Here is a 22,532-nt window from a genome sequence, read left to right as displayed (position 1 = left end):
AGTCTTTCCGTGAGCACCTTTCAGGCACCCAAGGGCACCTACGACCTGCTGCCGCCGAATTCCGCGACCTATCTCGCGGTCCGCGAGGCGATCTCCGGACCGCTGAAGAACTCCGGCTACGGCTACATCGAGACCCCGGGCTTCGAGAGCGTCGAGCTGTTCGCCCGCGGCGTCGGTGAGTCCACCGACATCGTGACCAAGGAGATGTACGCCTTCGAGACCAAGGGCGGCGACCGGCTCGCGCTGCGCCCCGAAGGCACCGCGTCCGTGCTGCGCGCGGCGCTGGAGGCCAACCTCCACAAGGGCGGCAACCTCCCCGTCAAGCTCTGGTACTCGGGCTCGTACTACCGCTACGAGCGTCCGCAGAAGGGCCGCTACCGCCACTTCTCGCAGGTCGGCGCCGAGGCGATCGGCGCGGAGGACCCGGCGCTGGACGCCGAGCTGATCATCCTGGCCGACCAGGCCTACCGCTCGCTGGGGCTGCGCACCTTCCGCATCCTGCTGAACTCGCTGGGCGACAAGGAGTGCCGTCCGGTCTACCGCGCCGCCCTCCAGGACTTCCTGCGCGGGCTGGAGCTGGACGAGGACACCCGGCGCCGGGTCGACATCAACCCGCTGCGCGTCCTGGACGACAAGCGCGAGGCCGTACAGAAGCAGCTGACCGGCGCGCCGATGCTGCGCGACTACCTCTGCGAGGCCTGCAAGGCGTACCACGAGCAGGTGCGCGAGCTGCTGACCGCGGCGGGCGTGGCCTTCGAGGACGACGAGAAGCTGGTGCGCGGGCTGGACTACTACACCCGCACCACCTTCGAGTTCGTCCACGACGGCCTGGGCTCGCAGTCCGCGGTGGGCGGCGGCGGCCGCTACGACGGGCTCTCCGAGATGATCGGCGGCCCCGCGCTGCCGTCCGTCGGCTGGGCGCTCGGCGTGGACCGTACGGTGCTGGCGCTGGAGGCCGAGGGGATCGAGCTGGACATCCCCTCGGCGACGGCCGTGTACGCGGTGCCGCTGGGCGAGGAGGCCCGCCGGGTGCTCTTCGGCGCGGTCACCGAGCTGCGCCGGGCCGGCATCGCGACCGACTTCGCGTACGGCGGCAAGGGCCTGAAGAACGCCATGAAGTCCGCCAACCGCTCCGGCGCGCGGCTGGCGCTGGTGGCGGGCGAGCGGGACCTGGCGGAGGGCGTCGTCCAGCTCAAGGACCTCCAGAGCGGCGAGCAGCAGCCGGTGGCGCTGGACGCCGTGGTGGACGAGGTCAGGCGGACGCTCGGCTGAGGTGTGCGGCGCCGGACACGGTCCGGCGTCAAGGGGCTGCCCGCGGATTCATCCGGTCCGGGGGCAGCCCCTTTATGCGCAGCAAACGGTGGCCGGCGGCGGAGTTGGGGCAGAATGAGGGGCGCGCCCGCGGTCTCGCGGGCCCGCCCGGCCTCATCTCCCCAGCGACCGACGGAACGGCGATATGACGACGACAGCGGTTGATGACGTGTCCCTAGACGACGAGCACACGAGCGACTCGGGCGCCGTCGGCTCGGGTCGCGGCTACGCCCTGCTCCTGGTGATCACCAGCGCGCTGGGCCTCCTGGCGGCGTGGGTCATCACCCTGGACAAGTTCGAGCTGCTGAAGGACCCCAGCTACAAGCCGGCCTGCAGCATCAACCCGATCATTTCCTGCGGCAACATCATGAAGAGCGCGCAGGCGGAGGTCTTCGGCTTCCCGAACCCGATGGCGGGTCTGGTCGGCTTCGGCGTCGTGATGGCCATCGGCGTGGGCCTGCTGGCCGGCGCCCGCTTCCGCCGCTGGTACTGGATCGGGCTGAACGTCGGCACGCTGGCCGCTTCGGTCTTCTGCATGTGGCTGATGGCCCAGTCGCTGTACGTGATCAACTCGCTGTGCCTGTGGTGCACGCTGACCTGGCTCGTCACGATCCTGATGTTCTGGTACACCACCGTGCACAACATCAAGCACGGCATCGTCCCGGCCCCCGCGGGGCTGCGCCGGACCGTGGTCGAGTTCCACTGGGCCCTGCCGGTGATCTGGTACGGCGTGATCGCGCTGCTGATCCTCACCAAGTGGTGGTCGACGTACTGGAGCACCCTGATCTAGGTTCCGCACCGCTTCGCACCGCTGCGGACCGCGCCCCGGCCGCCGTCGATGACGGGGGACGGGGCGTTGTCAGTGGGGTGACATAGGCTCGTCGACGTGGAGCCCGACCTGTTCACCGCCGCCGCCGAAGACCGCCAGGAGAAGGACCCCGCGGGGTCTCCTCTCGCCGTTCGGATGCGTCCGCGCACCCTCGACGAGGTCGTGGGCCAGCAGCATCTGCTCAAGCCGGGGTCGCCGCTGCGGCGCCTGGTGGGCGAGGGCGAGGGCGGTCCCGCGGGGCCGTCCTCCGTCTTCCTGTGGGGGCCGCCCGGCATCGGCAAGACGACGCTCGCCTATGTCGTCAGCCAGGCGACCAACAAACGCTTTGTGGAGCTCTCCGCGATCACCGCGGGCGTCAAGGAGGTCCGGGCGGTGATCGACGGCGCCCGGCGCGCCTCGGGCGGCTACGGCAAGGAGACCGTTCTCTTCCTCGACGAGATCCACCGCTTCAGCAAGGCCCAGCAGGACTCCCTGCTGCCGGCCGTGGAGAACCGCTGGGTCACCCTGATCGCGGCGACGACCGAGAACCCGTACTTCTCGGTGATCTCCCCGCTGCTGTCGCGGTCCCTGCTGCTGACGCTGGAGCCGCTGACCGACGACGATCTGCGCGGGCTGCTGCGGCGCGCGCTGACCGATGCGCGCGGGCTGGCCGGCGCGGTCACCCTCCCCGAGGACACCGAGGCGCATCTGCTGCGGATCGCGGGCGGCGACGGCCGGCGCGCGCTGACGGCGCTGGAGGCCGGGGCCGGATCCGCGCTGGCCAAGGGCGAGAAGGAGATCACCCTCCAGACGCTGGAGGAGTCCGTCGACCGCGCGGCGGTGAAGTACGACCGCGACGGCGACCAGCACTACGACGTGGCCAGCGCGCTGATCAAGTCGATCCGGGGCTCGGATGTCGATGCCGCGCTGCACTACCTGGCGCGCATGATCGAGGCGGGGGAGGACCCGCGCTTCATCGCCCGCCGGCTGATGATCTCGGCGAGCGAGGACATCGGTCTCGCCGATCCGACGGCGCTGGGGACCGCGGTCGCCGCGGCCCAGGCGGTGGCCATGATCGGTTTTCCGGAGGCCCGGATCACGCTCAGCCAGGCCACCATCGCGCTCGCGCTGGCACCGAAGTCGAACGCCGCCTATCTGGCCATCGACGCCGCGCTGGCGGATGTCCGGGCGGGTCAGGCCGGTGCGGTGCCGCCCCATCTGCGCGACAGCCACTACAAGGGCGCCCAAAAGCTCGGCCACGGCCAGGGCTACCAGTACCCGCACGACCTGCCGGGCGGCATCGCGGCCCAGCAGTACGCACCGGACGAGGTGCACGGCAAGCGGTACTACGCCCCGACGCGGCACGGCGCGGAGGCGCGCTACGCCGATGTCGCGGAGCGGGTCCGGGCGCGGCTGCGCGGGGAGAACGGCGACTGAGGGGCGGGCCCGTCACACGACGCGGGCCCGGCGTACCCGTCGGGGCGTCACTCCGCCGCGGCGTCGAACAGCACATGCATCGCCCGCCGCAGCTCCGCCACGTCGCGCACCGGCTCCGGGAAGTCGAAGCGGGCGTCGAACGAGCGCCGGTCGCTGTCGGTGAAGCGGACGCGGAGGCCGAAGCGGTCGAGGCCGACGGGGACGGCCTGCTCGCGCACCCCGCACGCCGCCGAGCGGTCGCCGAGAAGGGCGCACAGGCCACGTACCTGTTCGCTGTGGGCGGAGTGCAGATGCTGGAGCAGCTCCGCCTCGTGGGCGATCAGCGGGTCGGGGGACGCGGCGGCGAACTCGTCCGGTTCGACGGGCTCGGCGCCCCACAGGTCGTCCACCGCGCCCTCGCCGACCTCCAGGCGCAGCATCATCCAGGCGGACCGCTCGTGCAGCCCCGGCGCCGGGTGCGGCTGGAGCGCCTCGCCGATGCCCAGCAGCTCGCCGACGGGGTGCCGCTCGGCGAGCAGCATCGCGGCCTCGGCGCGCTGCTCGTTGCGTACGGCGGTGAGCCAGCCGGCCACCCAGGCGCGGCCGCGGATGCGATGGGGCACGGAGACGGGTGCGACATCCGTGATCTCCATCACGGCGGTGAGGTCGTCGTCCTGGGCGTAGGCGGCCGCGCGGGCCGCCGCAGAGTCGCCAGGAACCAGCAACAGCACGTCTCCGTCGGGTGTCACGGTCCGGCAGACGGGCGCCGAGAGCCCCGTCTCGTCGGGATCCTCGACTCCAGGAATGCTCAGCGACCCCATACCATTGGACTCGACGAGGGTTCGTGCACGCTCGGCGGCAGTGGGCCGCTGGGCGTTTTCCACGGGACGCGGCTGACCCGCCTCGGTGCTGTGTGTGCCGGGCAGGGGGATCCCAGGTCGAAACATGCGTTCTCCTCGCGCTAAGGTAAGCCTCACCTAACTTACACGGAGGTCCGTTCCACGTGAACCAGTCGCGTCCCAAGGTCAAGAAGTCCCGCGCGCTCGGCATCGCGCTGACGCCGAAGGCCGTCAAGTACTTCGAGGCCCGTCCCTACCCGCCCGGCGAGCACGGCCGTGGCCGCAAGCAGACCAGTGACTACAAGGTCCGGCTGCTCGAGAAGCAGCGTCTGCGTGCGCAGTACGACATCAGCGAGCGCCAGATGGCGCGTGCCTACGACCGCGCTCGGAAGGTCGAAGGCAAGACCGGCGAAGCGCTGATCATCGAGCTTGAGCGCCGTCTGGACGCGCTCGTCCTGCGTTCCGGCATCGCCCGCACCATCTACCAGGCCCGCCAGATGGTCGTGCACGGCCACATCGCGGTCAACGACCGCAAGGTCGACAAGCCGTCCTTCCGCGTGCGCCCCGGCGACGTCGTGCAGGTCCGCGAGCGCAGCCGCGAGAAGCACCCCTTCCAGGTCGCGCGTGAGGGTGGCTACGACACCGACGGCGAGACCCCGCGCTACCTCGAGGTCAACCTGCCGGCTCTCGCGTTCCGCCTCGACCGGGACCCGAACCGCAAGGAGATCCCGGTGATCTGCGACGAGCAGCTCGTCGTCGAGTACTACGCCCGCTAAGCACCACCGCAGGCGCAGCACCACCTCAGCCCGCCGTCTCCCCGCCGCTCGCGGAGGGGGAGGCGGCGGGCTCGTTGGTGGCCGGCGGCGCGATGCGGACCGTACGGCACGGCCCCGGCGCCCCCTCGGTGCTCCCCAGGATCCGGGCCACCGTACGGTCCAGGTCCAGCCCACCCCCGGCCCGTACGCACGCCTCGTAGCGCTCCGCGCCCAGCCGCTCCCGGGCCTGCTCCTCGCACAGCGCATGCGGCTGGTTGAAATAGCGCGAGCCGAACAGCGGCAGTCCCACCGACGGCCAGATCCGGCCCGCCGCGCCCTGGAGCACCGCCGCCTCCTCCGCGTCCCCCTCGCCGAGCGTCACCAGCGCCAGCAGCTCGATCGCCAGCACCGCCCCCAGCAGATCGTGGAAGGTGTGGTCGATGGCCAGGCACTCCTCCAGCAGCTCCCGGGCCCGTCCGCCCTCGCCGCCGGTCCACGCCGCGAAGGCCAGCACGAACAGCGCATACGCCAGCGTCCAGCGCTCGCCGTGGTCCCCGCACACCTGCTGCACGTCCTCGCACAGCCGCACCGCGTACGCGAGCTCGCCCTGGAAGGCCACCGCCATCGCCAGCTCGACCTGCCCCATCAGCACATTGCTGTTGAGCTCGCCGATCTCCCGGTAGCGCACCAGCGCCCCGCTCAGCAGCTTCTCGGCGCGCGGCATGTCGTCGCAGACCAGCGCCAGGCAGCCGGTGCGGTGCAGCGCGTACGCGGCCGCGGTGGCGTTGTCCGTACGCTCGGCCTCCTCGCGGCACTCCTGGAGCGCCGCCATCGCGCCGAGGGTGTCGCCCTGGAGCACCGCGACATAGCCGACCACCCACAGCGCCTTCAGCCGCGCTTCGTCGTGATCGCTCTCCAGCTCCAGCGCCCGGTCGAGCCACTGCCGGCCCTCCGAGAGCCGTCCGCAGCCCACCCAGTAGAACCACAGCGTGCCCGCCAGGTACTGGCCGAGATACGCGTCCCCCTCACCCTCCAGGCTCTGCTCCAACGCGACCCGCAGATTGGGCAGCTCGGCCTCGATCCGGGCCGCGACCTCGGCCTGCCGGGGGCTGAACCAGTCCAGCTCGCACCACGTGGCCAGCCCCAGGTACCAGTCCCGGTGCCGCCGCCGCAGCCGGTCGCCGTCCTGCGTCGCCTCCAGCCAGTCGGCGCCGTAGGCCCGCACGGTGTCCAGCATCCGGTAGCGCACCCCGGCCGCGATCTCCTCCCGTACGAGCACCGACTGCGCCACCAACTCCCCGATGACGTCGAGGAGTTCATCGGCGGGCAGGTCCGGGCCCGAGCAGACGTACTCCGCCGCCTCCAGGTCGAACTGCCCGGCGAAGACCGACAGCCGGGCCCACAGCAGCCGCTCCTGGGGCGTGCACAGCTCATGGCTCCAGCCGATGGCCGTACGGAGCGTCTGGTGGCGGGGCGGGGTGCCGCGGGTCGTCCCGGTCAGCAGCCGGAAGCGGTCGTCGAGGCGGTGCAGCACCTGGTCGACGGAGAGGGCGCGCAGGCGCCCGGCGGCCAGTTCCAGGGCGAGCGGGATGCCGTCGAGGCGGCGGCAGAGCTCGGCGACGGAGGCCTCGTCGGCGGGGCCGACGGCGAAGTCCGCGACGACCGCCCTGGCGCGGTCACCGAAGAGGGCGGCGGCATCGGCCTCGTTCATCGGCGCCAGCGGCAGGTTCTGCTCGCCGGGCAGCCCGAGCGGACGCCGGCCCGCGGCCAGCACCCGCAGCCCCGGGGCGCGGCGCAGCAGCTCCCCGGTCAGCTCGGCGCACTCGGCCACCAGATGCTCGTACCCGTCCAGGACGAGCAGCAGTTCGCGGCCGGCGAGGTGGTCGCACAGCGCGGCCCGCGGCGGCCGGCCGGTGTGGTCGACCGGCGCCAGTGCCTCGACGAAGGCGTGCTCCAGGACCTGGGGATCGCGCAGCGACGAGATCTCGACCAGCCGGGCACCGTCGCAGAAGCGATCCTGCAAGATCGCTGCCGCTCGGAGGGCGAGCCGGGACTTGCCGACGCCGCCCAGGCCGGTCAGCGTCACCAGGCGGGCGGATTCCAGCCGCTGCGCCAGCGCGGACAGTTCGTCGTCGCGGCCGATGAACCGATTGAGTTCCGCGGGCAGGTTCCCCGGACCTCCCGGTAGCGGCGGACGCGAGGAAGAGGGGCCGGACGAGCCGTCGGGGCGCGGAATGCGTCGCATGGCACACGGAGCGTACTCGGACCCGTGCGGACCGTACAATCGCAGCTTTCGATTGCCGTCGCGGCACGGGGAACGGGGTACGGACGGACAGTCACGGCGCGATAAGGTCGAGGTTGCCGTTCGAGCAGGACGAGGCGAGCGGGACGAGACCAGCCCCAACCAGTCGGAGAGTGGTGCCAGCGTGTCCGGTGGAGAGGTGGCCGGGATCCTCGTGGCCGTCTTCTGGGCGATCCTCGTGTCGTTCCTCGCCCTCGTGCTGGTGAGGCTGGCCGCGACCCTCAAGGCAACGACCAAGCTGGTGGCCGAGGTGTCCGACCAGGCGGTGCCCCTCCTGGCCGACGCCTCCGCAACGGTCCGCTCCGCGCACACCCAGCTGGCCCGCGTCGACGCCATCGCCGCCGATGTCCAAGAGGTCACCGCCAACGCCTCCGCGCTCTCCTCGACCGTCTCCTCCGCCTTCGGCGGACCGCTGGTCAAGGTCGCCGCGTTCGGTTACGGCGTGCGCCGCGCGATCGGCAAGAAGGGCGAAGGCGAGCCCAAGCGCACCGTCGTCGTCGGCCGAACCCTGCCCGGCGCCCGCCGCGGCGGGCGCCGTAACCGTCGCTCCAAGGACTGATCACAGCGATGTTCCGCCGCGCATTCTGGTTCACCACCGGCGCCGCCGCCGGAGTGTGGGCCACCAACAAGGTCCACCGAAAGCTGCGCAAGCTGCAGCCCGACAGCCTCGCCGCGCAGGCCGCGGACAAGGCCGTCGAGACCGGACACCGGCTGCGCCAATTTGCATTGGACGTACGCACGGGAATGGCGGACCGTGAAGAACAGCTGCACGACGCGCTCGGACTGAACGGGACGAGCGAGGTTCGCGAGCTGCCCGCGCCGCGCTCCCACGCGGCGCTCGAAACGCACCACCGCACCACGAGAACCCCGGGACAGCCCGGGTTGACCGGACCGACTGGAAATGAGGACCACTGATGGAGTCGGCTGAAATCCGCCGCCGCTGGCTGCGCTTCTTCGAAGAGCGTGGGCACACCGTCGTGCCGTCGGCGTCGCTCATCGCGGACGACCCGACGCTGCTGCTCGTCAACGCGGGCATGGTCCCCTTCAAGCCGTACTTCCTCGGCGAGGTCAAGCCGCCCGCGCCGCGCGCCACGAGCGTCCAGAAGTGCGTGCGTACGCCGGACATCGAAGAGGTCGGCAAGACCACCCGGCACGGCACGTTCTTCCAGATGTGCGGCAACTTCTCCTTCGGCGACTACTTCAAGGAAGGCGCCGTCAAGTACGCCTGGGAGCTGCTGACCGGCTCGCAGGCCGACGGCGGCTACGGCCTCGACCCGGAGAAGCTCTGGATCACCGTCTACCTCGACGACGACGAGGCCGAGCGCCTCTGGCACGAGGTCGTCGGCGTGCCCAAGGAGCGCATCCAGCGCCTGGGCAAGAAGGAGAACTACTGGTCCATGGGCGTCCCGGGCCCCTGCGGCCCGTGCTCCGAGATCAACTACGACCGCGGCCCGGAATTCGGCATCGAGGGCGGCCCGGCCGTCAACGACGAGCGGTACGTGGAGATCTGGAACCTGGTCTTCATGCAGTACGAGCGCGGCGCCGGCACGGGCAAGGAGGACTTCGAGATCCTCGGCGACCTGCCCAGCAAGAACATCGACACCGGCCTCGGCCTCGAGCGCCTGGCGATGATCCTGCAGGACGTCCCGAACATGTACGAGACGGACACCCTCCGCGTCGTCATCGACAAGGCCACCGAGCTGACCGGCGTCCGCTACGGCGCCGCGCACGACAGCGATGTCTCGCTGCGCGTCGTGGCCGACCACATCCGTACGTCCACGATGCTCATCGGCGACGGCGTCACCCCCGGCAACGAAGGCCGCGGCTACGTCCTGCGCCGCATCATGCGCCGCGCCATCCGCAACATGCGCCTGCTCGGCGCCAAGGGGCTGGTCGTCGGCGAGCTGCTGGACGTCGTCATCAAGACGATGGGCCAGCAGTACCCGGAGCTGCTGGAGGACCGCCGCCGCATCGAGACGGTCGCCCTCGCCGAGGAGGCCGCCTTCGTCAAGACGCTGAAGGCCGGCACGAACATCCTCGACACCGCCGTCACCGAAACCAAGGCCTCCGGCGGCAAGATCCTGGCCGGCGACAAGGCCTTCCTGCTCCACGACACCTGGGGCTTCCCGATCGACCTCACCCTCGAAATGGCCGCCGAGCAGGGCCTGTCGGTGGACGAGGACGGCTTCCGCCGCCTGATGAAGGAGCAGCGGGAGCGCGCCAAGGCGGACGCCCAGGCCAAGAAGAGCGGCCACGCCGACCTGTCGGCCTACCGCGAGGTCGCCGACAAGTCCGGCGCCACGGAATTCACCGGCTACAGCGCCACCGAGGGCGAGTCCGCCGTCGTCGGCCTGCTGGTCAACGGCGTCCCGGCGCCCGCCGCCCACGAGGGCGACGAGGTCGAGGTCGTCCTGGACCGCACCCCCTTCTACGCCGAGGGCGGCGGCCAGCTCGCCGACACCGGCCGGATCAAGCTGGACTCCGGCGCCGTCGTCGAGGTCCGCGACGTCCAGCAGCCGGTACCCGGCGTCACGGTCCACAAGGGCGTCGTCCAGGTCGGTGAGGTGGTGCTCGGCTCCGCCGCGTACGCCGCCATCGACGTCACCCGCCGCCGCGCCATCGCCCGCGCCCACAGCGCCACCCACCTCACCCACCAGGCGCTGCGCGACGCGCTGGGCCCGACGGCCGCCCAGGCCGGCTCGGAGAACTCCCCGGGCCGCTTCCGCTTCGACTTCGGCTCGCCGGCCGCCGTGCCCGGCACGGTCCTCACCGACGTCGAGCAGAAGATCAACGACGTCCTCGCCCGTGAGCTCGACGTCCACGCCGAGGTCATGAGCATGGAGGACGCCAAGAAGCAGGGCGCCATCGCCGAGTTCGGCGAGAAGTACGGCGACCGCGTCCGCGTGGTCACCATCGGCGACTTCTCCAAGGAGCTGTGCGGCGGTACGCACGTCCACAACACCGCCCAGCTGGGCCTGGTGAAGCTGCTCGGCGAGTCCTCCATCGGCTCCGGCGTGCGCCGCGTCGAGGCGCTGGTCGGCGTGGACGCCTACCGGTTCCTGGCCCGCGAGCACACCGTCGTCTCGCAGCTGACCGAGCTGGTCAAGGGGCGTCCGGAGGAGCTGCCGGAGAAGATCTCCGGGGTCCTGGCCAAGCTGAAGGACGCCGAGAAGGAGATCGAGAAGTTCCGCGCCGAGAAGGTGCTCCAGGCCGCCGCCGGGCTGGCCGCGGGCGCCAAGGACGTCCGCGGGGTGGCGCTGGCCGTCGGCCAGGTCCCGGACGGCACGTCCGCCGACGACCTGCGCAAGCTGGTCCTCGACGTGCGGGGCCGGATCCAGGGCGACCGCGCCGCCGTCGTGGCCCTGTTCTCGGTCGCCAACGGGCGCCCGGTGACGGTCATCGCCACCAACGAGGCCGCCCGCGAGCGCGGTATCAAGGCCGGTGACCTGGTCCGTACGGCCGCCAAGACGCTCGGCGGAGGCGGCGGCGGCAAGCCGGACGTCGCCCAGGGCGGCGGCCAGAACCCGGCCGCCGTGCCCGAGGCCATCGAGGCCGTCGAACGGCTCGTCACCGAGGCGGCCTGAAGCGCGTGAGTGAGATGCGACGCGGCCGGCGCATCGCCGTGGATGTCGGGGACGCCCGTATCGGGGTCGCCTCGTGCGACCCCGATGGGGTCCTCGCCACCCCCGTCGAGACCGTGCCGGGGCGGGACGTGCCGTCGGCGCACCGCCGTCTCAAGGCGATCATCGACGAGTACGAGCCGCTCGAGGTCGTGGTCGGCCTGCCCCGCTCCCTCAGTGGGGGAGAGGGGCCGGCCGCGGCCAAGGTGCGCGCCTTCGCCCAGGAGTTGGCAAAGAACATCGCGCCCGTGGGCGTCCGGCTGGTCGACGAGCGGATGTCGACGGTCACCGCGACCCACGGCCTGCGGGCCTCCGGAGTGCGCAGCAAGAAGGGCCGCTCGGTGGTCGACCAGGCGGCCGCGGTGGTCATCCTGCAGAGCGCGCTGGAAACCGAACGGACCTCCGGTCAGGCGCCGGGGGAGAGCGTCGAAGTGGTCATCTGATCGCGATACGGTAACGTTCCGCGCGATGTGGCGGCGGTTCGAACAGCCGCGCGTGCAAGTAGAGGCGGATCGGTAACACCGCAGTCGCGCTGCCAGGCCGGAGCGCGACCGCCTCTCGGCTCTAGGGGATCGATGACCGAGTATGGCCGGGGCTACGGCTCCGAACCGTGGCATCCCGAGGACCCGCTCTACGGAGACCAGGGTCCCTACGGAGGCCAGGCACAGCAGCCCCAGTGGAACGGACAGCAGTCCGCTCCCTACCCCCAGCAGCACCATCCCCAGCAGCAGTACGACGGCGGCTGGGACGGTACGCAGGGCGGGCAGCTGCCGTACGACCCGTACGACCCCTATGCCCAGCAGCAGCAGCAGCCGGCCGATCCGTACGGCGGGGCGGGGCAGGACTACTACGGTCAGCAGGACCCGTACCAGCAGCAGCCGCAGCAGCATGCGCAGCACCAGCAGCAGTACGCGCCACAGCAACAGCACCAGCAGCAGTACGCGCCGCAGCAGCATGCGCAGGAGTACGACCAGTACGGGCAGTACGAGCAGCACACGGAGCCGCCGTACCAGGACACGGCGGGCGACGACTGGCGGGCCGATCCCGAGCGGCCGCGGGAACCGGAGCCGGAGCACTCGTTCTTCGCCGCGGACGAGGACGACGATGACGACGGCCACCCCGACGACGACCCGCGCGGGCGCCGGGGCGGCCGCGAGCGGCGCGGCACGAAGAACGGCAAGAAGAGCGGCAAGAAGAACAAACGCCGCAGCGGCCGGGCCTGTCTGGTCGTGACGCTGGTCTTCGCCGGAGCGGTCGGCGCCGTCGGCTACTTCGGCTATGACTTCGTCATGGCCCACTTCGGGCCGGCGCCCGATTACGAGGGAGAGGGATCCGGCACCGTACAGGTCGAGATTCCGGACGGTTCGCTTGCTTCGGACATGGGCGAGATCCTCGCGAAAAAGGGCGTGATCAAGAGCGCCAAGGCGTTCAGCGACGCGGCGTCCGAGGACGACAAGAAGTCGCGGTCCCTGCAGCCCGGCACGTATTCGCTGCACAAGCACATGTCGGCGGCCGCGGCCATGGAGATGATGCTGGACCCCAAGAGCCGTAACGGCCTCACGATCCGCGAGGGTCTGCGCGCCAAGGACATCTACGCGCTCATCGACAAAAAGCTCCAGCTCAAGACGGGCACGACCAAGAACGTCGCCGAGGCCGAGGTCAAGCATCTCGGCCTGCCCTCCTGGGCCGACGACAACGGGAAGATAAAGGACCCGCTGGAAGGTTTCCTCTATCCGTCCACGTACAGCGTGGGCGACCACGCGAAGCCGGCCGCGGTCCTCAAGCAGATGGTCGCGCGCGCCAATCAGGTCTACGCGAAGTACGACCTGGAAGGCAATGCCCGCAAGCTCCACCTGCGGTCGCCGCTCCAACTGCTCACCGTCGCCAGCCTCACGCAGGCCGAGGGCAAGTACAAGCACGACTTCGTCAAGGTCGCGCGGGTCGTCTACAACCGCCTCAAGCCGGACAACACCGAGACCTACGGGCTGCTCGACTTCGACTCGACGGTGAACTACGCCAGGTCGCGAAGCACCCTGGACACCGGGACCGTCGACGATCTGCGGAAATTCAACGACGCCTACAACACCTACAAATTCAAGGGACTGCCGCCGGGGCCGATCGGCAATCCGGGTGAGGTGGCGATGAATTCGGCCATCCACCCGGCCGACGGCAACTGGTACTACTTCGTCTCGATCAGCCCGGAAAAGACGCTGTTCGCCGCGACGAACGAAGAGCAGGAGCGCAACCGCCGCATCTACCTGAAGGAACACGGAAAACCCGAGCAATGAGTCCCACATGCCGCGCCGCGGTCCTCGGTTCCCCGATCGCCCATTCCCTCTCCCCGGTCCTGCACCGCGCCGCCTATGCGGAACTGGGCCTGACGGGCTGGACGTATGACCGCTTCGAGGTGGACGAGGCCGCGCTGCCCGGATTCATCGAGAAGCTCGGCCCCGAATGGGCGGGCCTTTCCCTGACCATGCCGCTGAAGCGGGCGGTGATCCCGCTGCTCGACGAGGTCTCCGACACCGCGGCCTCGGTCGAGGCGGTGAACACCGTCGTCTTCACGGCCGACGGCCGCCGCACCGGCGACAACACCGATATCCCGGGCATGCTCGCCGCGCTGCGCGAGCGCGGCGTGGAAACGGTCGAGCGGGCATCCGTCCTGGGCGCGGGCGCCACCGCCTCCTCCGCCCTCGCCGCGCTCTCCCGTGTCTGCACCGGCGAGGTCACCGCGTACGTCCGCAGCGACGCCCGCGCCGAGGAGATGCGCGGCTGGGGCGAGCGGCTGGGCGTCGCGGTCACCACCGCCCCCTGGGAGGACGCCGCCGAGGCCTTCGGGGCGCCGCTGACCATCGCCACCACCCCGGCCGGCACCACCGACGCGCTCGCCGCCGCCGTGCCCGACCGGCCCGGCACGCTCTTCGACGTCCTTTACGAGCCCTGGCCGACGGCGCTGGCCACCGCCTGGGCCGACCGCGGCGGCGCGGTGGTCGGCGGGCTCGACCTGCTGGTCCACCAGGCCGTTCTCCAGGTCGAGCAGATGACCGGCCGCTCACCGGCCCCGCTGGCCGCGATGCGCACCGCGGGCGAGGCGGCGCTCGCCGCTCGCTGATCCACTCGACGGACGGCCCGGTCCGCTCCCTGGACCGGGCCCCGCCTCCCCGGCGCGACGTGGGAGGATCGGGGGGAGACCGTACGCGGATGAGCAGTACATGAGGAGCACCGTTGAGCAGGTTGCGCTGGCTGACGGCGGGGGAGTCGCACGGCCCCGCACTCGTGGCGACGCTGGAGGGCCTTCCGGCCGGAGTCCCGATCACCACCGATCTGGTGGCGGACGCGCTGGCGAGGCGCCGGCTCGGCTATGGCCGCGGTGCCCGGATGAAGTTCGAGCGGGACGAGATCACGTTCCTGGGCGGCGTGCGGCACGGTCTGTCGCTGGGCTCGCCGGTGGCCGTGATGGTCGGCAACACCGAGTGGCCCAAGTGGGAACAGGTCATGGCGGCCGACCCGGTGGACCCGGAGGTCCTGGCCGAGCTGGCCCGTAACGCGCCGCTGACCCGCCCCCGCCCCGGCCACGCCGACCTGGCCGGCATGCAGAAGTACGGCTTCGACGAGGCCCGCCCGATCCTGGAGCGCGCCTCCGCCCGCGAGACGGCCGCCCGGGTCGCCCTGGGCGCGGTGGCCCGCTCCTTCCTCAAGGAGACCGCCGGCATCGAGATCGTCTCGCATGTGGTGGAGCTGGCCGCGGCCAAGGCCCCGTACGGCGTCTACCCCAAGCCCTCCGACGTGGAGAAGCTGGACGCGGACCCGGTGCGCTGCCTGGACGCGGACGCGAGCAAGGCGATGGTGGCCGAGATCGACCAGGCCCACAAGGACGGCGACACCCTCGGCGGCGTCGTCGAGGTGCTGGCGTACGGCGTGCCGGTGGGCCTCGGCTCGCACGTCCACTGGGACCGCCGGCTGGACGCCCGGCTGGCCGGCGCCCTCATGGGCATCCAGGCCATCAAGGGCGTTGAGGTCGGCGACGGCTTCGACCTGGCGCGGGTGCCGGGCTCCAAGGCGCACGACGAGATCGTGGCCACCGAGGACGGCATCAAGCGCACCTCCGGCCGCTCCGGCGGCACCGAGGGCGGGCTGACCACCGGTGAACTCCTGCGGGTGCGGGCCGCGATGAAGCCGATCGCGACCGTGCCGCGGGCGCTGGCGACCATCGATGTGACCACCGGCGAGGCGGCCCAGGCGCACCACCAGCGCTCGGACGTCTGCGCGGTCCCGGCCGCCGGCATCGTCGCCGAGGCGATGGTGGCGCTGGTCCTGGCCGACGCCGTGGTGGAGAAGTTCGGCGGCGACAGCGTCGCCGAGACCCGCCGCAACGTCCGCGGCTACCTCGACAACCTGGCGATCAAGTGACGTCGCCGGCTGTCGTACTCATCGGCCCGCCCGGCGCGGGCAAGTCCACGGTGGGCGCGCTCCTGGCCGAGCGGCTCGGCGTGCGCTACCGGGACACCGACGCGGACATCGTCGCCACGGCCGGCCGGCCGATCGCGGAGATCTTCATCGACCAGGGCGAGCCGCACTTTCGTGACCTCGAGCGGGAGGCCGTACGGGTCGCGCTCGAGGACCACCCGGGCGTGCTCTCGCTCGGCGGCGGCGCGATCCTGGACGACGGCACCCGCAAGCTGCTGACCGGCCTGCCGGTGGTCTTCCTGGACGTCGAACTCGCCGACGCCGTCAAGCGGGTGGGCCTGGACGCGCCGCGCCCGCTGCTGGCCGTCAACCCGCGCAAGCAGTGGCGCGAGCTGATGGAGCGCCGCCGTCCGCTGTACACCGAGGTCGCACGCGCCGTGATCGCCACCGGCGAGCGCACCCCCGACCAGGTCGCCGAGGCGATCCTGGACGCTTTGGAGCTACGGGGGGCCGCGGCGGATGCCCCGCGGCCCGCCCACAGGGAGGAACAGGCATGACGGAGCAGGCCACCCGTATCCAGGTGGGCGGTACGGCGGGCACCGACCCGTACGAGGTGCTCGTGGGGCGGCAGCTGCTCGGCGAGCTGCCCGGCCTGATCGGCGAGGGCGTCAAGCGGGTCGCCGTGCTGCACCCGGAGGCGCTGGCCGCCACCGGTGAGGCGCTGCGCGAGGACCTCGCGTCCCAGGGCTACGAGGCGATCGCCGTCCAGCTGCCGAACGCCGAGGAGTCCAAGACCGTCGAGGTCGCCGCGTACTGCTGGAAGGCCCTGGGCCAGACCGGCTTCACCCGCACCGATGTGATCGTCGGCGTCGGCGGCGGCGCCACCACGGACCTGGCCGGCTTCGTGGCCGCCACCTGGCTGCGCGGGGTGCGCTGGATCGCCGTACCGACCACCGTGCTGGGCATGGTGGACGCGGCGGTCGGCGGCAAGACCGGCATCAACACCGCCGAGGGCAAGAACCTCGTCGGCGCCTTCCACCCGCCGGCCGGTGTCCTGTGCGACCTCGCCGCCCTCGACTCCCTCCCGGTGCACGACTACGTCTCCGGCCTGGCCGAGGTCATCAAGGCCGGCTTCATCGCCGACCCGGCGATCCTCGAGCTGATCGAGGCCGACCCGGAGGGCGCCAGGCGTCCCGACGGCGCGCACACCGCCGAGCTGATCGAGCGGGCCATCCGGGTCAAGGCGGAGGTGGTCTCCGCCGACCTCAAGGAGTCCGGTCTGCGCGAGATCCTCAACTACGGGCACACCCTCGCGCACGCCATCGAGAAGAACGAGCGCTACAACTGGCGGCACGGCGCGGCCGTTTCGGTCGGCATGGTCTTCGCCGCCGAGCTGGGCCGGATCGCCGGCCGGCTGGACGACGCCACCGCCGACCGGCACCGCGCCGTCCTGGCCTCCGTCGGACTGCCGCTGACCTACCGCGGCGACCAGTGGCCCAAGCTGCTGGAGACCATGAAGGTCGACAAGAAGTCCCGCGGCGACCGGCTGCGCTTCATCGTCCTGGACGGCCTCGCCAAGCCGACCGTCCTGGAGGGCCCGGATCCGGCCATGCTGCTGGCCGCCCACGCCGAGATCGCCGAGTGAGCCGCATGACCCACCGCGTCCTCGTCCTCAACGGGCCCAACCTCGGCCGGCTGGGCTCCCGCGAGCCCGACGTCTACGGCGCCACCTCCTACTCCGGCCTGGTCGAGCAGTGCACCGCGCTCGGCAAGGAGCTGGGCTTCGAGGTCGAGGTCCGCGAGACCAACGACGAGGGCGAGATGATCCGCTGGCTGCACGAGGCCGCGGACGGCTCGCTCCCGGTCGTGATCAACCCCGGCGCCTTCACGCACTATTCGTACGGCATGCGGGACGCGGCCGCCCAGCGCACCGCCCCGCTCATCGAGGTGCACATCTCGAACCCGTACGCGCGCGAGGAATTCCGCCACAATTCGGTTATCGCGGCCGTGGCCAGCGGTACGGTCGCCGGTTTCGGCATCGGCTCGTACCGCCTCGCGCTGCGTGCGCTGGCCGAGGAACTGAACGGCTGACCCGCCCTTGCGGGCACTCTCCGCCACCCCCGGCCGTTCCTGTAGCGAGCGCCGGGGGTGGCGGAGCACGGTAGCGCCTCCACTCAGCGGCAGTTGGGAGGGTAGCGTTCGCAGCAGCACCACCCACGCCGACGGCTGTGGGGCACAACGGCCCGCCCGGGCCGCTGGGTTACCGCACGAGCACCGGGCCGTACGGCCCGGCACCGCACACGTCGACCGCACGAGACGGAGAGCCACCGGATGCAGTACGCAGTGGGGGCTCCGCTGCCACCGCCCCGCCGGCCGGGACCGGACACGGGGGCCGGCATGAACTGGACCCCCAACCAGGGACAGCCCATACCGCCCGCCTCGCCTCCGCCTCCGCCCGCCGCCCCGCCCGCCCAGGGCCCCGGCTGGAGCGGCCCCGCGCCGTACCAGGAGGCCCCCACCCCGCACAGCACGGACATCACCGGTCACCTCCGCCTGCCGCCGGGCGCGCCGGTGGCGCTGCCCGACCCGCCCGCCGGCGCCGCGGCCCAGGACTCCGCGCACGCCACCGTCGCGGTGCTGCTGATCGGCCCGGCCGGCGCCGGCAAGACCAGCGTCGCCCGCCACTGGGCCGACTCCCGGCGGGTGCCGACCGCGCACATCAGCCTCGACGACGTGCGCGAGTGGGTCCGCTCCGGCTTCGCCGACCCGCAGAAGGGCTGGAACGACAACTCCGAGGCGCAGTACCGCCTCGCCCGCCGCACCTGCGGCTTCGCGGCCCGTAACTTCCTCGCCAACGGCATCTCCTGCATCCTCGACGACGCCGTCTTCCCGGACCGCCCGGTCGTCGGCCTCGGCGGCTGGAAGCGGCACGTGGGCCCCGGACTGCTGCCGATCGTGCTGCTGCCGGGCCTGGAGATCGTCCTGGAGCGCAACGCCCGGCGCAGCGGCAACCGCCGGCTCTCCGACGAAGAGGTCGCCCGGATCCACGGCCGGATGGCCGGCTGGTACGGCTCCGGGCTGCCGATCATCGACAACTCCCAGCACGACGTCGCCACGACCGTGCGGGTGCTGGACGACGTCGTCGCCCGCTCCATCGCCAGCCCGCCCAGCTGGTAGCGCGCGCCCCGGCGCGCTCCGCCGGGCCGCGTCCCCCGGGCGGCCGTCTCCGACCGGCCGCCCGGACGGTCCGGCCGTACTCTCGGGATATGTCCGAGTTGTATGCGGTTCGACGCACGCGGCTGCGCGACCGCTGCGCCGCAACCGGAAGCACCGCCGCCCTGATCTCGCGCCCCGCCAACGTCCGCTATCTCACCGGCTGCGCCCCGCCCGGCGCCGCGCTGCTGCTGGGCCCCGCCGACGACATCCTGGTGTGCGGCATGCCGCCGAGCGGTGACCCGTCCGAGGGCCGGCCCGCCGAGGACGTACGGGTCTCCGTGCTGCCCACCCGCGGCGGCGACCCCGTCGTGGCGGGCGCCGACCTCGCCGCGAAGTCCGGCGCTGAGATCCTGGCCGTCGAGGAGCACCATCTGACCGTCGCCCGCCACCGGGCGCTCGCCCAGGTCGCGCCGCGTATGCGGCTCGCGGACCTGGGCTGCGCGGTCGAGGCGCTGCGGCTGGTCAAGGACGACGACGAGATCGCCTGTCTGCGGATCGCCGCGGAGATCACCGACCAGGCGCTGGGCGAGCTGCTCGAATCGATCCTCGTCGGGCGCACCGAGCGGCATCTGGCCCTGGAACTGGAGCGCCGCCTCGTCGACCACGGCGCGGACGGCCCGGCCTTCCCCACCTCCGTCGCGACCGGCCAGAACTCCGGCCGCCCCGGGCATCTGCCCACCGACCGGCGGGTCGAGGAGGGCGACTTCCTGACCGTGAACCTGGGTGCCAACTACCGCGGCTACCGCTGCGAGATCGGCCGGACCTTCGTCATCGGCACCACGCCCGCGGACTGGCAGATCGATCTCTACGACCTCGTCTTCGCCGCCCAGCGGGCCGGCCGGGAGGCGCTGGCACCGGGTGTGGAATGCCGCGAAGTGGACCGGGTGACCCGCCATGTCCTGGTCGCCGCGGGCCACGGCGAGCGGCTCGGACCATGGACCGGGCACGGCGTGGGACTCGAAATCGATGAGGACCCTCAGCTGTCGCCCGCCGCCATGGGTAAACTGGACGCTTGCGTGCCGGTCACCGTCGAACCGGGGGTTCACCTCCCCGGCCGCGGAGGTGTCCGGATCGACGACACACTCGTCGTCCGCCCCGAGGCGGACGGCGGGCCCGAGCTACTCACGATCACGACCAAGGAGCTGCTCGCACTCTGAGCCGTAGCGGCCGGGTGCACGGCTCTGTGGTCCCACCACCTGCAGTCCAGGAGATTCCGCAACCGTGGCATCCACGAACGACCTCAAGAACGGCATGGTGCTCAAGCTCGAAGGCGGCCAGCTCTGGTCCGTCGTCGAGTTCCAGCACGTCAAGCCCGGCAAGGGCCCGGCCTTCGTCCGCACCAAGCTCAAGAACGTGCTGTCCGGCAAGGTGGTGGACAAGACCTTCAACGCCGGCGTGAAGGTCGAGACGGCCACCGTCGACAAGCGCACGATGCAGTTCTCGTACATGGACGGCGAGTACTTCGTCTTCATGGACATGGACACCTACGACCAGCTCATGGTCGACCGCAAGTCCGTCGGTGACGCCGCGAACTTCCTCCTCGAGGGCTTCGAGGCCACCGTGGCGCAGCACGAGGGCGAGGTGCTCTTCGTCGAGCTGCCGGCCGCCGTCGAGCTGACGATCGCGGAGACCGAGCCGGGCGTCCAGGGCGACCGCTCCACCGGTGGCACCAAGCCGGCCACCCTGGAGACCGGGTACCAGATCCAGGTCCCGCTCTTCATCACCACCGGCGAGAAGATCAAGGTCGACACCCGCTCGAGCGACTACCTCGGCCGGGTGAACAGCTAACCGTGGCTGCCCGCAACAAGGCCCGTAAGCGCGCCTTCCAGATCCTCTTCGAGGCCGATCAGCGCGGCGCCGACGTGCAGTCCGTGCTCGCGGACTGGATGCGGCACGCCCGGACCGACTCTCGGCAGCCGCCCGTGAACGAATACACCCTGCAGTTGGTCGAGGGGTATGCGGAGCACACCGAGCGCATCGACGAGCTGATCTCCACCTACTCCGTCGAGTGGGAGCTGGACCGGATGCCGGTCGTCGACCGCAACATCCTGCGGCTCGGCGCCTACGAGCTGATCTGGGTGGACGAAACGCCGGACGCGGTGGCGATCGACGAAGCGGTACAGCTCGCCAAGGAGTTCTCCACGGACGACTCCCCGGCCTTCGTCAATGGCCTCCTCGGCCGCTTCAAGGAGCTGAAGCCGGGGCTGCGGCGCGAGACGCACTGACGCGACGCGTCAGAAGGACCGCTGAGCACACGAACGGGCCCGGAGCGATGCAGATCACTCCGGGCCCTTCGTATGCCCGCAGAACGCCGTCTGGCCCCCGTGCAGCCGCCTCACCGGCCTCCTGCACACGTGCCGGGCGGGGCATAAAGCCCGCTTCGGCCGGACATAATGCGACCGCCGCCCCGGGAGTCCCGGAGCGGCGGTACGTTTCTGCAGGTGACGGTGGGCGTCAGATTTCCTCGTGGGCCACCGCGCGGCGCGCGTCGGCATCCAGCACGCCCCAGCTGATCAGCTGCTCGGTGAGCACCGAGGGCGACTGGTCGTAGATCACCGCGAGGGTGCGCAGGTCGTCCTGGCGGATCGACAGGACCTTGCCGTTGTAGTCACCGCGCTGGCTCTGGATCGTGGCGGCGTAGCGCTGCAGCGGTCCGGCCTTCTCCTGGGGGACATGGGCGAGGCGCTCCAGGTCCAGCACCAGCTTCGGCGGCGGCTCGGCCGCGCCGCCCGGTGTCGTGCCCGGCAGGAGTTCCTGCACCGGCACACCGTAGAAGTCCGCGAGCTCGGCGAGGCGCTGGACGGTCACGGCGCGGTCGCCGCGCTCGTACGAGCCCACGACCACGGCCTTCCAGCGGCCCTGGGACTTCTCCTCGACACCGTGGAGAGAAAGGCCCTGCTGGGTGCGGATGGCGCGGAGCTTGGCCCCGAGCTGTTTGGCGTATTCGCTGGACATAAAGCTCCCCAGACGGCTGTATCGAAGTGCGGCTCCGCCGCGTGGCTGGTAACTCACTGTGAGGTTACGCAGCGTAATCTGACTTCGTCAAGCCGAAGGGGCCGGAGCATCGCCCGTCAGGGGTGCGCGCGGCTCCTGAGGGGGCTCCTGATAGCCTGAGGCACGTAATTTCGACGTCCTTTAAGGTCCGTCCCGTGAGGCGGAGAAGGGGGTCCGTTTCGTATGGACGCAAACAGCTCCGACGTACGCGCAGCAGACGTACGCGACCAGGTTCCCGCGCGCCCGGTCCTCGAAGGCCCGGACATCGCGCGGATGCTCACCCGCATCGCCCACGAAATCGTCGAGCGCGCCAAGGGCGCGGACGATGTGGTGCTGCTGGGAATCCCCACCCGCGGCGTCTTCCTCGCCCGACGGCTGGCCGCCAAGCTCGAGGAGATCACCGGCCGCACGATCCCGGTGGGCTCGCTCGACATCACCATGTACCGCGATGACCTGCGCCTGGGCCCGGCCCGGACGCTGGCCCGTACGGAGATCCCCGGCGACGGGATCGAGGGCCGGGTCGTCCTGCTCGTCGACGACGTCCTCTTCTCCGGGCGGACGATCCGCGCCGCGCTGGACGCGCTGGGCGACATCGGGCGGCCCCGCGCCGTACAGCTGGCCGTCCTGGTCGACCGCGGTCACCGCGAACTGCCGATCCGCGCCGATTACGTCGGCAAGAACCTCCCCACGTCGCTGCGGGAGACGGTGAAGGTCCAGCTCACCGAGGAGGACGGCCGGGACGCCGTGCTGCTCGGCATCAAGCGGACCGCCCCGGCCGGCACGCGCTAGGCACCGCGCGGGGACCCGGTGATCCCGGGCCCGTACGCCTGCCTGCTCAACGGACATTCCCGTACAGCCTCCCTT

22 protein-coding genes are annotated in these 22,532 nt (G+C 71.4%); 19 read left to right on the top strand and 3 right to left on the bottom strand.

The features are described 5' to 3' along the window. The first annotated feature begins 9 nt into the window (after nucleotides 1-9). The 3 genes from hisS to ACIGWZ_RS19105 all read left to right on the top strand — a co-directional run bounded on the left by hisS (nucleotide 10) and on the right by ACIGWZ_RS19105 (nucleotide 3,556). Complete coding sequence (hisS, locus tag ACIGWZ_RS19115) at nucleotides 10-1,272, top strand: histidine--tRNA ligase (protein ID WP_400066060.1); 1,263 nt, start codon at nucleotides 10-12, stop codon at nucleotides 1,270-1,272. A gap of 184 nt (nucleotides 1,273-1,456) precedes the next feature. Then, nucleotides 1,457-2,101, top strand: coding sequence for a vitamin K epoxide reductase family protein (locus ACIGWZ_RS19110; RefSeq protein ID WP_400066058.1), 645 nt, complete (start codon nucleotides 1,457-1,459; stop codon nucleotides 2,099-2,101). A gap of 96 nt (nucleotides 2,102-2,197) precedes the next feature. Then, nucleotides 2,198-3,556: a replication-associated recombination protein A gene (locus ACIGWZ_RS19105; protein ID WP_400066056.1), complete on the top strand. Its 1,359-nt coding sequence runs from the start codon at nucleotides 2,198-2,200 to the stop codon at nucleotides 3,554-3,556. Nucleotides 3,557-3,603: 47 nt separating this feature from the next. Here the strand turns inward: ACIGWZ_RS19105 and ACIGWZ_RS19100 are convergent, their stop codons facing one another. After that, nucleotides 3,604-4,356, bottom strand: coding sequence for a DUF2470 domain-containing protein (locus ACIGWZ_RS19100; protein WP_400066054.1), 753 nt, complete (start codon nucleotides 4,354-4,356; stop codon nucleotides 3,604-3,606). Nucleotides 4,357-4,538: 182 nt separating this feature from the next. Between ACIGWZ_RS19100 and rpsD the strand changes: the two genes are divergently transcribed. Next, the gene (rpsD, locus tag ACIGWZ_RS19095; protein ID WP_393541036.1) at nucleotides 4,539-5,150 is read left to right on the top strand and encodes a 30S ribosomal protein S4; all 612 of its coding nucleotides are present in this window, start codon (nucleotides 4,539-4,541) and stop codon (nucleotides 5,148-5,150) included. Nucleotides 5,151-5,175: 25 nt separating this feature from the next. On the opposite strand, the gene ACIGWZ_RS19090 is transcribed toward rpsD, so the two are convergent. After that, nucleotides 5,176-7,374, bottom strand: a complete 2,199-nt coding sequence (locus ACIGWZ_RS19090) for an ATP-binding protein (RefSeq protein ID WP_400066051.1) — start codon at nucleotides 7,372-7,374, stop codon at nucleotides 5,176-5,178. A 181-nt stretch (nucleotides 7,375-7,555) separates the two neighbouring features. On the opposite strand from ACIGWZ_RS19090, the gene ACIGWZ_RS19085 reads away from it, so the two are divergent. From ACIGWZ_RS19085 to nusB, 14 genes are all read left to right on the top strand, one after another. Beyond that, entirely contained in the window at nucleotides 7,556-7,990 is a 435-nt protein-coding gene (locus ACIGWZ_RS19085; RefSeq protein ID WP_400066050.1) for a DUF948 domain-containing protein, read from the top strand. A gap of 8 nt (nucleotides 7,991-7,998) precedes the next feature. Beyond that, nucleotides 7,999-8,346 carry a DUF6167 family protein gene (locus ACIGWZ_RS19080; protein WP_400066048.1) on the top strand — a complete coding sequence of 116 codons (348 nt, stop codon included), beginning with the start codon at nucleotides 7,999-8,001 and terminating at the stop codon, nucleotides 8,344-8,346. After that, nucleotides 8,346-11,015, top strand: coding sequence for an alanine--tRNA ligase (gene alaS, locus ACIGWZ_RS19075; RefSeq protein WP_400066046.1), 2,670 nt, complete (start codon nucleotides 8,346-8,348; stop codon nucleotides 11,013-11,015). The genes ACIGWZ_RS19080 and alaS overlap by 1 nt, the downstream gene beginning before the upstream one ends. A 14-nt stretch (nucleotides 11,016-11,029) precedes the next feature. Beyond that, entirely contained in the window at nucleotides 11,030-11,494 is a 465-nt protein-coding gene (ruvX, locus tag ACIGWZ_RS19070) for a Holliday junction resolvase RuvX (RefSeq protein ID WP_400066463.1), read from the top strand. 132 nt (nucleotides 11,495-11,626) lie between these two features. Continuing rightward, the gene (mltG, locus tag ACIGWZ_RS19065) at nucleotides 11,627-13,339 is read left to right on the top strand and encodes an endolytic transglycosylase MltG (RefSeq protein ID WP_400066044.1); all 1,713 of its coding nucleotides are present in this window, start codon (nucleotides 11,627-11,629) and stop codon (nucleotides 13,337-13,339) included. Continuing rightward, entirely contained in the window at nucleotides 13,336-14,163 is an 828-nt protein-coding gene (locus tag ACIGWZ_RS19060) for a shikimate dehydrogenase (protein ID WP_400066042.1), read from the top strand. The genes mltG and ACIGWZ_RS19060 overlap by 4 nt, the downstream gene beginning before the upstream one ends. 113 nt (nucleotides 14,164-14,276) lie before the next feature. Beyond that, the gene (gene aroC, locus ACIGWZ_RS19055; RefSeq protein WP_400066040.1) at nucleotides 14,277-15,461 is read left to right on the top strand and encodes a chorismate synthase; all 1,185 of its coding nucleotides are present in this window, start codon (nucleotides 14,277-14,279) and stop codon (nucleotides 15,459-15,461) included. Continuing rightward, nucleotides 15,458-16,015: a shikimate kinase gene (locus ACIGWZ_RS19050; protein ID WP_400066037.1), complete on the top strand. Its 558-nt coding sequence runs from the start codon at nucleotides 15,458-15,460 to the stop codon at nucleotides 16,013-16,015. The genes aroC and ACIGWZ_RS19050 overlap by 4 nt, the downstream gene beginning before the upstream one ends. Next, a complete protein-coding gene (aroB, locus tag ACIGWZ_RS19045; RefSeq protein WP_400066035.1) occupies nucleotides 16,012-17,103 on the top strand; it encodes a 3-dehydroquinate synthase in 1,092 nt (363 codons plus the stop codon). Before ACIGWZ_RS19050 ends, aroB begins: the two co-directional genes overlap by 4 nt. 5 nt (nucleotides 17,104-17,108) lie before the next feature. Beyond that, nucleotides 17,109-17,549 carry a type II 3-dehydroquinate dehydratase gene (aroQ, locus tag ACIGWZ_RS19040; protein ID WP_400066032.1) on the top strand — a complete coding sequence of 147 codons (441 nt, stop codon included), beginning with the start codon at nucleotides 17,109-17,111 and terminating at the stop codon, nucleotides 17,547-17,549. 240 nt (nucleotides 17,550-17,789) lie between these two features. After that, nucleotides 17,790-18,635, top strand: a complete 846-nt coding sequence (locus tag ACIGWZ_RS19035) for a Pro-rich N-terminal domain-containing protein (RefSeq protein WP_400066030.1) — start codon at nucleotides 17,790-17,792, stop codon at nucleotides 18,633-18,635. An 89-nt stretch (nucleotides 18,636-18,724) separates the two neighbouring features. Beyond that, nucleotides 18,725-19,831, top strand: a complete 1,107-nt coding sequence (locus tag ACIGWZ_RS19030; RefSeq protein WP_400066028.1) for an aminopeptidase P family protein — start codon at nucleotides 18,725-18,727, stop codon at nucleotides 19,829-19,831. Nucleotides 19,832-19,895: 64 nt separating this feature from the next. After that, nucleotides 19,896-20,462: an elongation factor P gene (gene efp, locus ACIGWZ_RS19025; protein WP_400066026.1), complete on the top strand. Its 567-nt coding sequence runs from the start codon at nucleotides 19,896-19,898 to the stop codon at nucleotides 20,460-20,462. Between the two features lie 2 nt (nucleotides 20,463-20,464). Continuing rightward, nucleotides 20,465-20,899, top strand: coding sequence for a transcription antitermination factor NusB (gene nusB, locus ACIGWZ_RS19020; RefSeq protein WP_400066024.1), 435 nt, complete (start codon nucleotides 20,465-20,467; stop codon nucleotides 20,897-20,899). A gap of 229 nt (nucleotides 20,900-21,128) precedes the next feature. On the opposite strand, the gene bldD is transcribed toward nusB, so the two are convergent. Beyond that, a complete protein-coding gene (gene bldD / locus ACIGWZ_RS19015; protein ID WP_362712307.1) occupies nucleotides 21,129-21,629 on the bottom strand; it encodes a transcriptional regulator BldD in 501 nt (166 codons plus the stop codon). Between the two features lie 222 nt (nucleotides 21,630-21,851). On the opposite strand from bldD, the gene pyrR reads away from it, so the two are divergent. Then, nucleotides 21,852-22,457 (top strand): bifunctional pyr operon transcriptional regulator/uracil phosphoribosyltransferase PyrR, encoded by a 606-nt coding sequence (pyrR, locus tag ACIGWZ_RS19010; protein WP_400066021.1) that lies wholly within the window; start codon nucleotides 21,852-21,854, stop codon nucleotides 22,455-22,457. The last annotated feature ends 75 nt before the right edge of the window (nucleotides 22,458-22,532 follow it).

It is taken from the genome of Streptomyces sp. NPDC053427, from assembly GCF_044544985.1.
GTDB lineage: Bacteria > Actinomycetota > Actinomycetes > Streptomycetales > Streptomycetaceae > Streptomyces.
Note: the sequence above shows the minus strand (reverse complement) of the source record. Positions and strands in the feature narration are given on the sequence as shown.

What these genes read in the sequence shown, in the direction of transcription:
- bldD (WP_362712307.1), bottom strand. Translation starts at nt 21,629, where the DNA reads ATGTCCAGCGAATACGCCAAACAGCTCGGGGCCAAGCTCCGCGCCATC.
- mltG (WP_400066044.1), top strand. Translation starts at nt 11,627, where the DNA reads ATGACCGAGTATGGCCGGGGCTACGGCTCCGAACCGTGGCATCCCGAG.
- ACIGWZ_RS19100 (WP_400066054.1), bottom strand. Translation starts at nt 4,356, where the DNA reads ATGGGGTCGCTGAGCATTCCTGGAGTCGAGGATCCCGACGAGACGGGG.
- aroQ (WP_400066032.1), top strand. Translation starts at nt 17,109, where the DNA reads ATGACCCACCGCGTCCTCGTCCTCAACGGGCCCAACCTCGGCCGGCTG.
- aroB (WP_400066035.1), top strand. Translation starts at nt 16,012, where the DNA reads ATGACGGAGCAGGCCACCCGTATCCAGGTGGGCGGTACGGCGGGCACC.
- ACIGWZ_RS19110 (WP_400066058.1), top strand. Translation starts at nt 1,457, where the DNA reads ATGACGACGACAGCGGTTGATGACGTGTCCCTAGACGACGAGCACACG.
- ACIGWZ_RS19080 (WP_400066048.1), top strand. Translation starts at nt 7,999, where the DNA reads ATGTTCCGCCGCGCATTCTGGTTCACCACCGGCGCCGCCGCCGGAGTG.
- alaS (WP_400066046.1), top strand. Translation starts at nt 8,346, where the DNA reads ATGGAGTCGGCTGAAATCCGCCGCCGCTGGCTGCGCTTCTTCGAAGAG.
- ACIGWZ_RS19060 (WP_400066042.1), top strand. Translation starts at nt 13,336, where the DNA reads ATGAGTCCCACATGCCGCGCCGCGGTCCTCGGTTCCCCGATCGCCCAT.
- ACIGWZ_RS19030 (WP_400066028.1), top strand. Translation starts at nt 18,725, where the DNA reads ATGTCCGAGTTGTATGCGGTTCGACGCACGCGGCTGCGCGACCGCTGC.
- ACIGWZ_RS19090 (WP_400066051.1), bottom strand. Translation starts at nt 7,374, where the DNA reads ATGCGACGCATTCCGCGCCCCGACGGCTCGTCCGGCCCCTCTTCCTCG.
- pyrR (WP_400066021.1), top strand. Translation starts at nt 21,852, where the DNA reads ATGGACGCAAACAGCTCCGACGTACGCGCAGCAGACGTACGCGACCAG.
- ACIGWZ_RS19035 (WP_400066030.1), top strand. Translation starts at nt 17,790, where the DNA reads ATGCAGTACGCAGTGGGGGCTCCGCTGCCACCGCCCCGCCGGCCGGGA.
- ruvX (WP_400066463.1), top strand. Translation starts at nt 11,030, where the DNA reads ATGCGACGCGGCCGGCGCATCGCCGTGGATGTCGGGGACGCCCGTATC.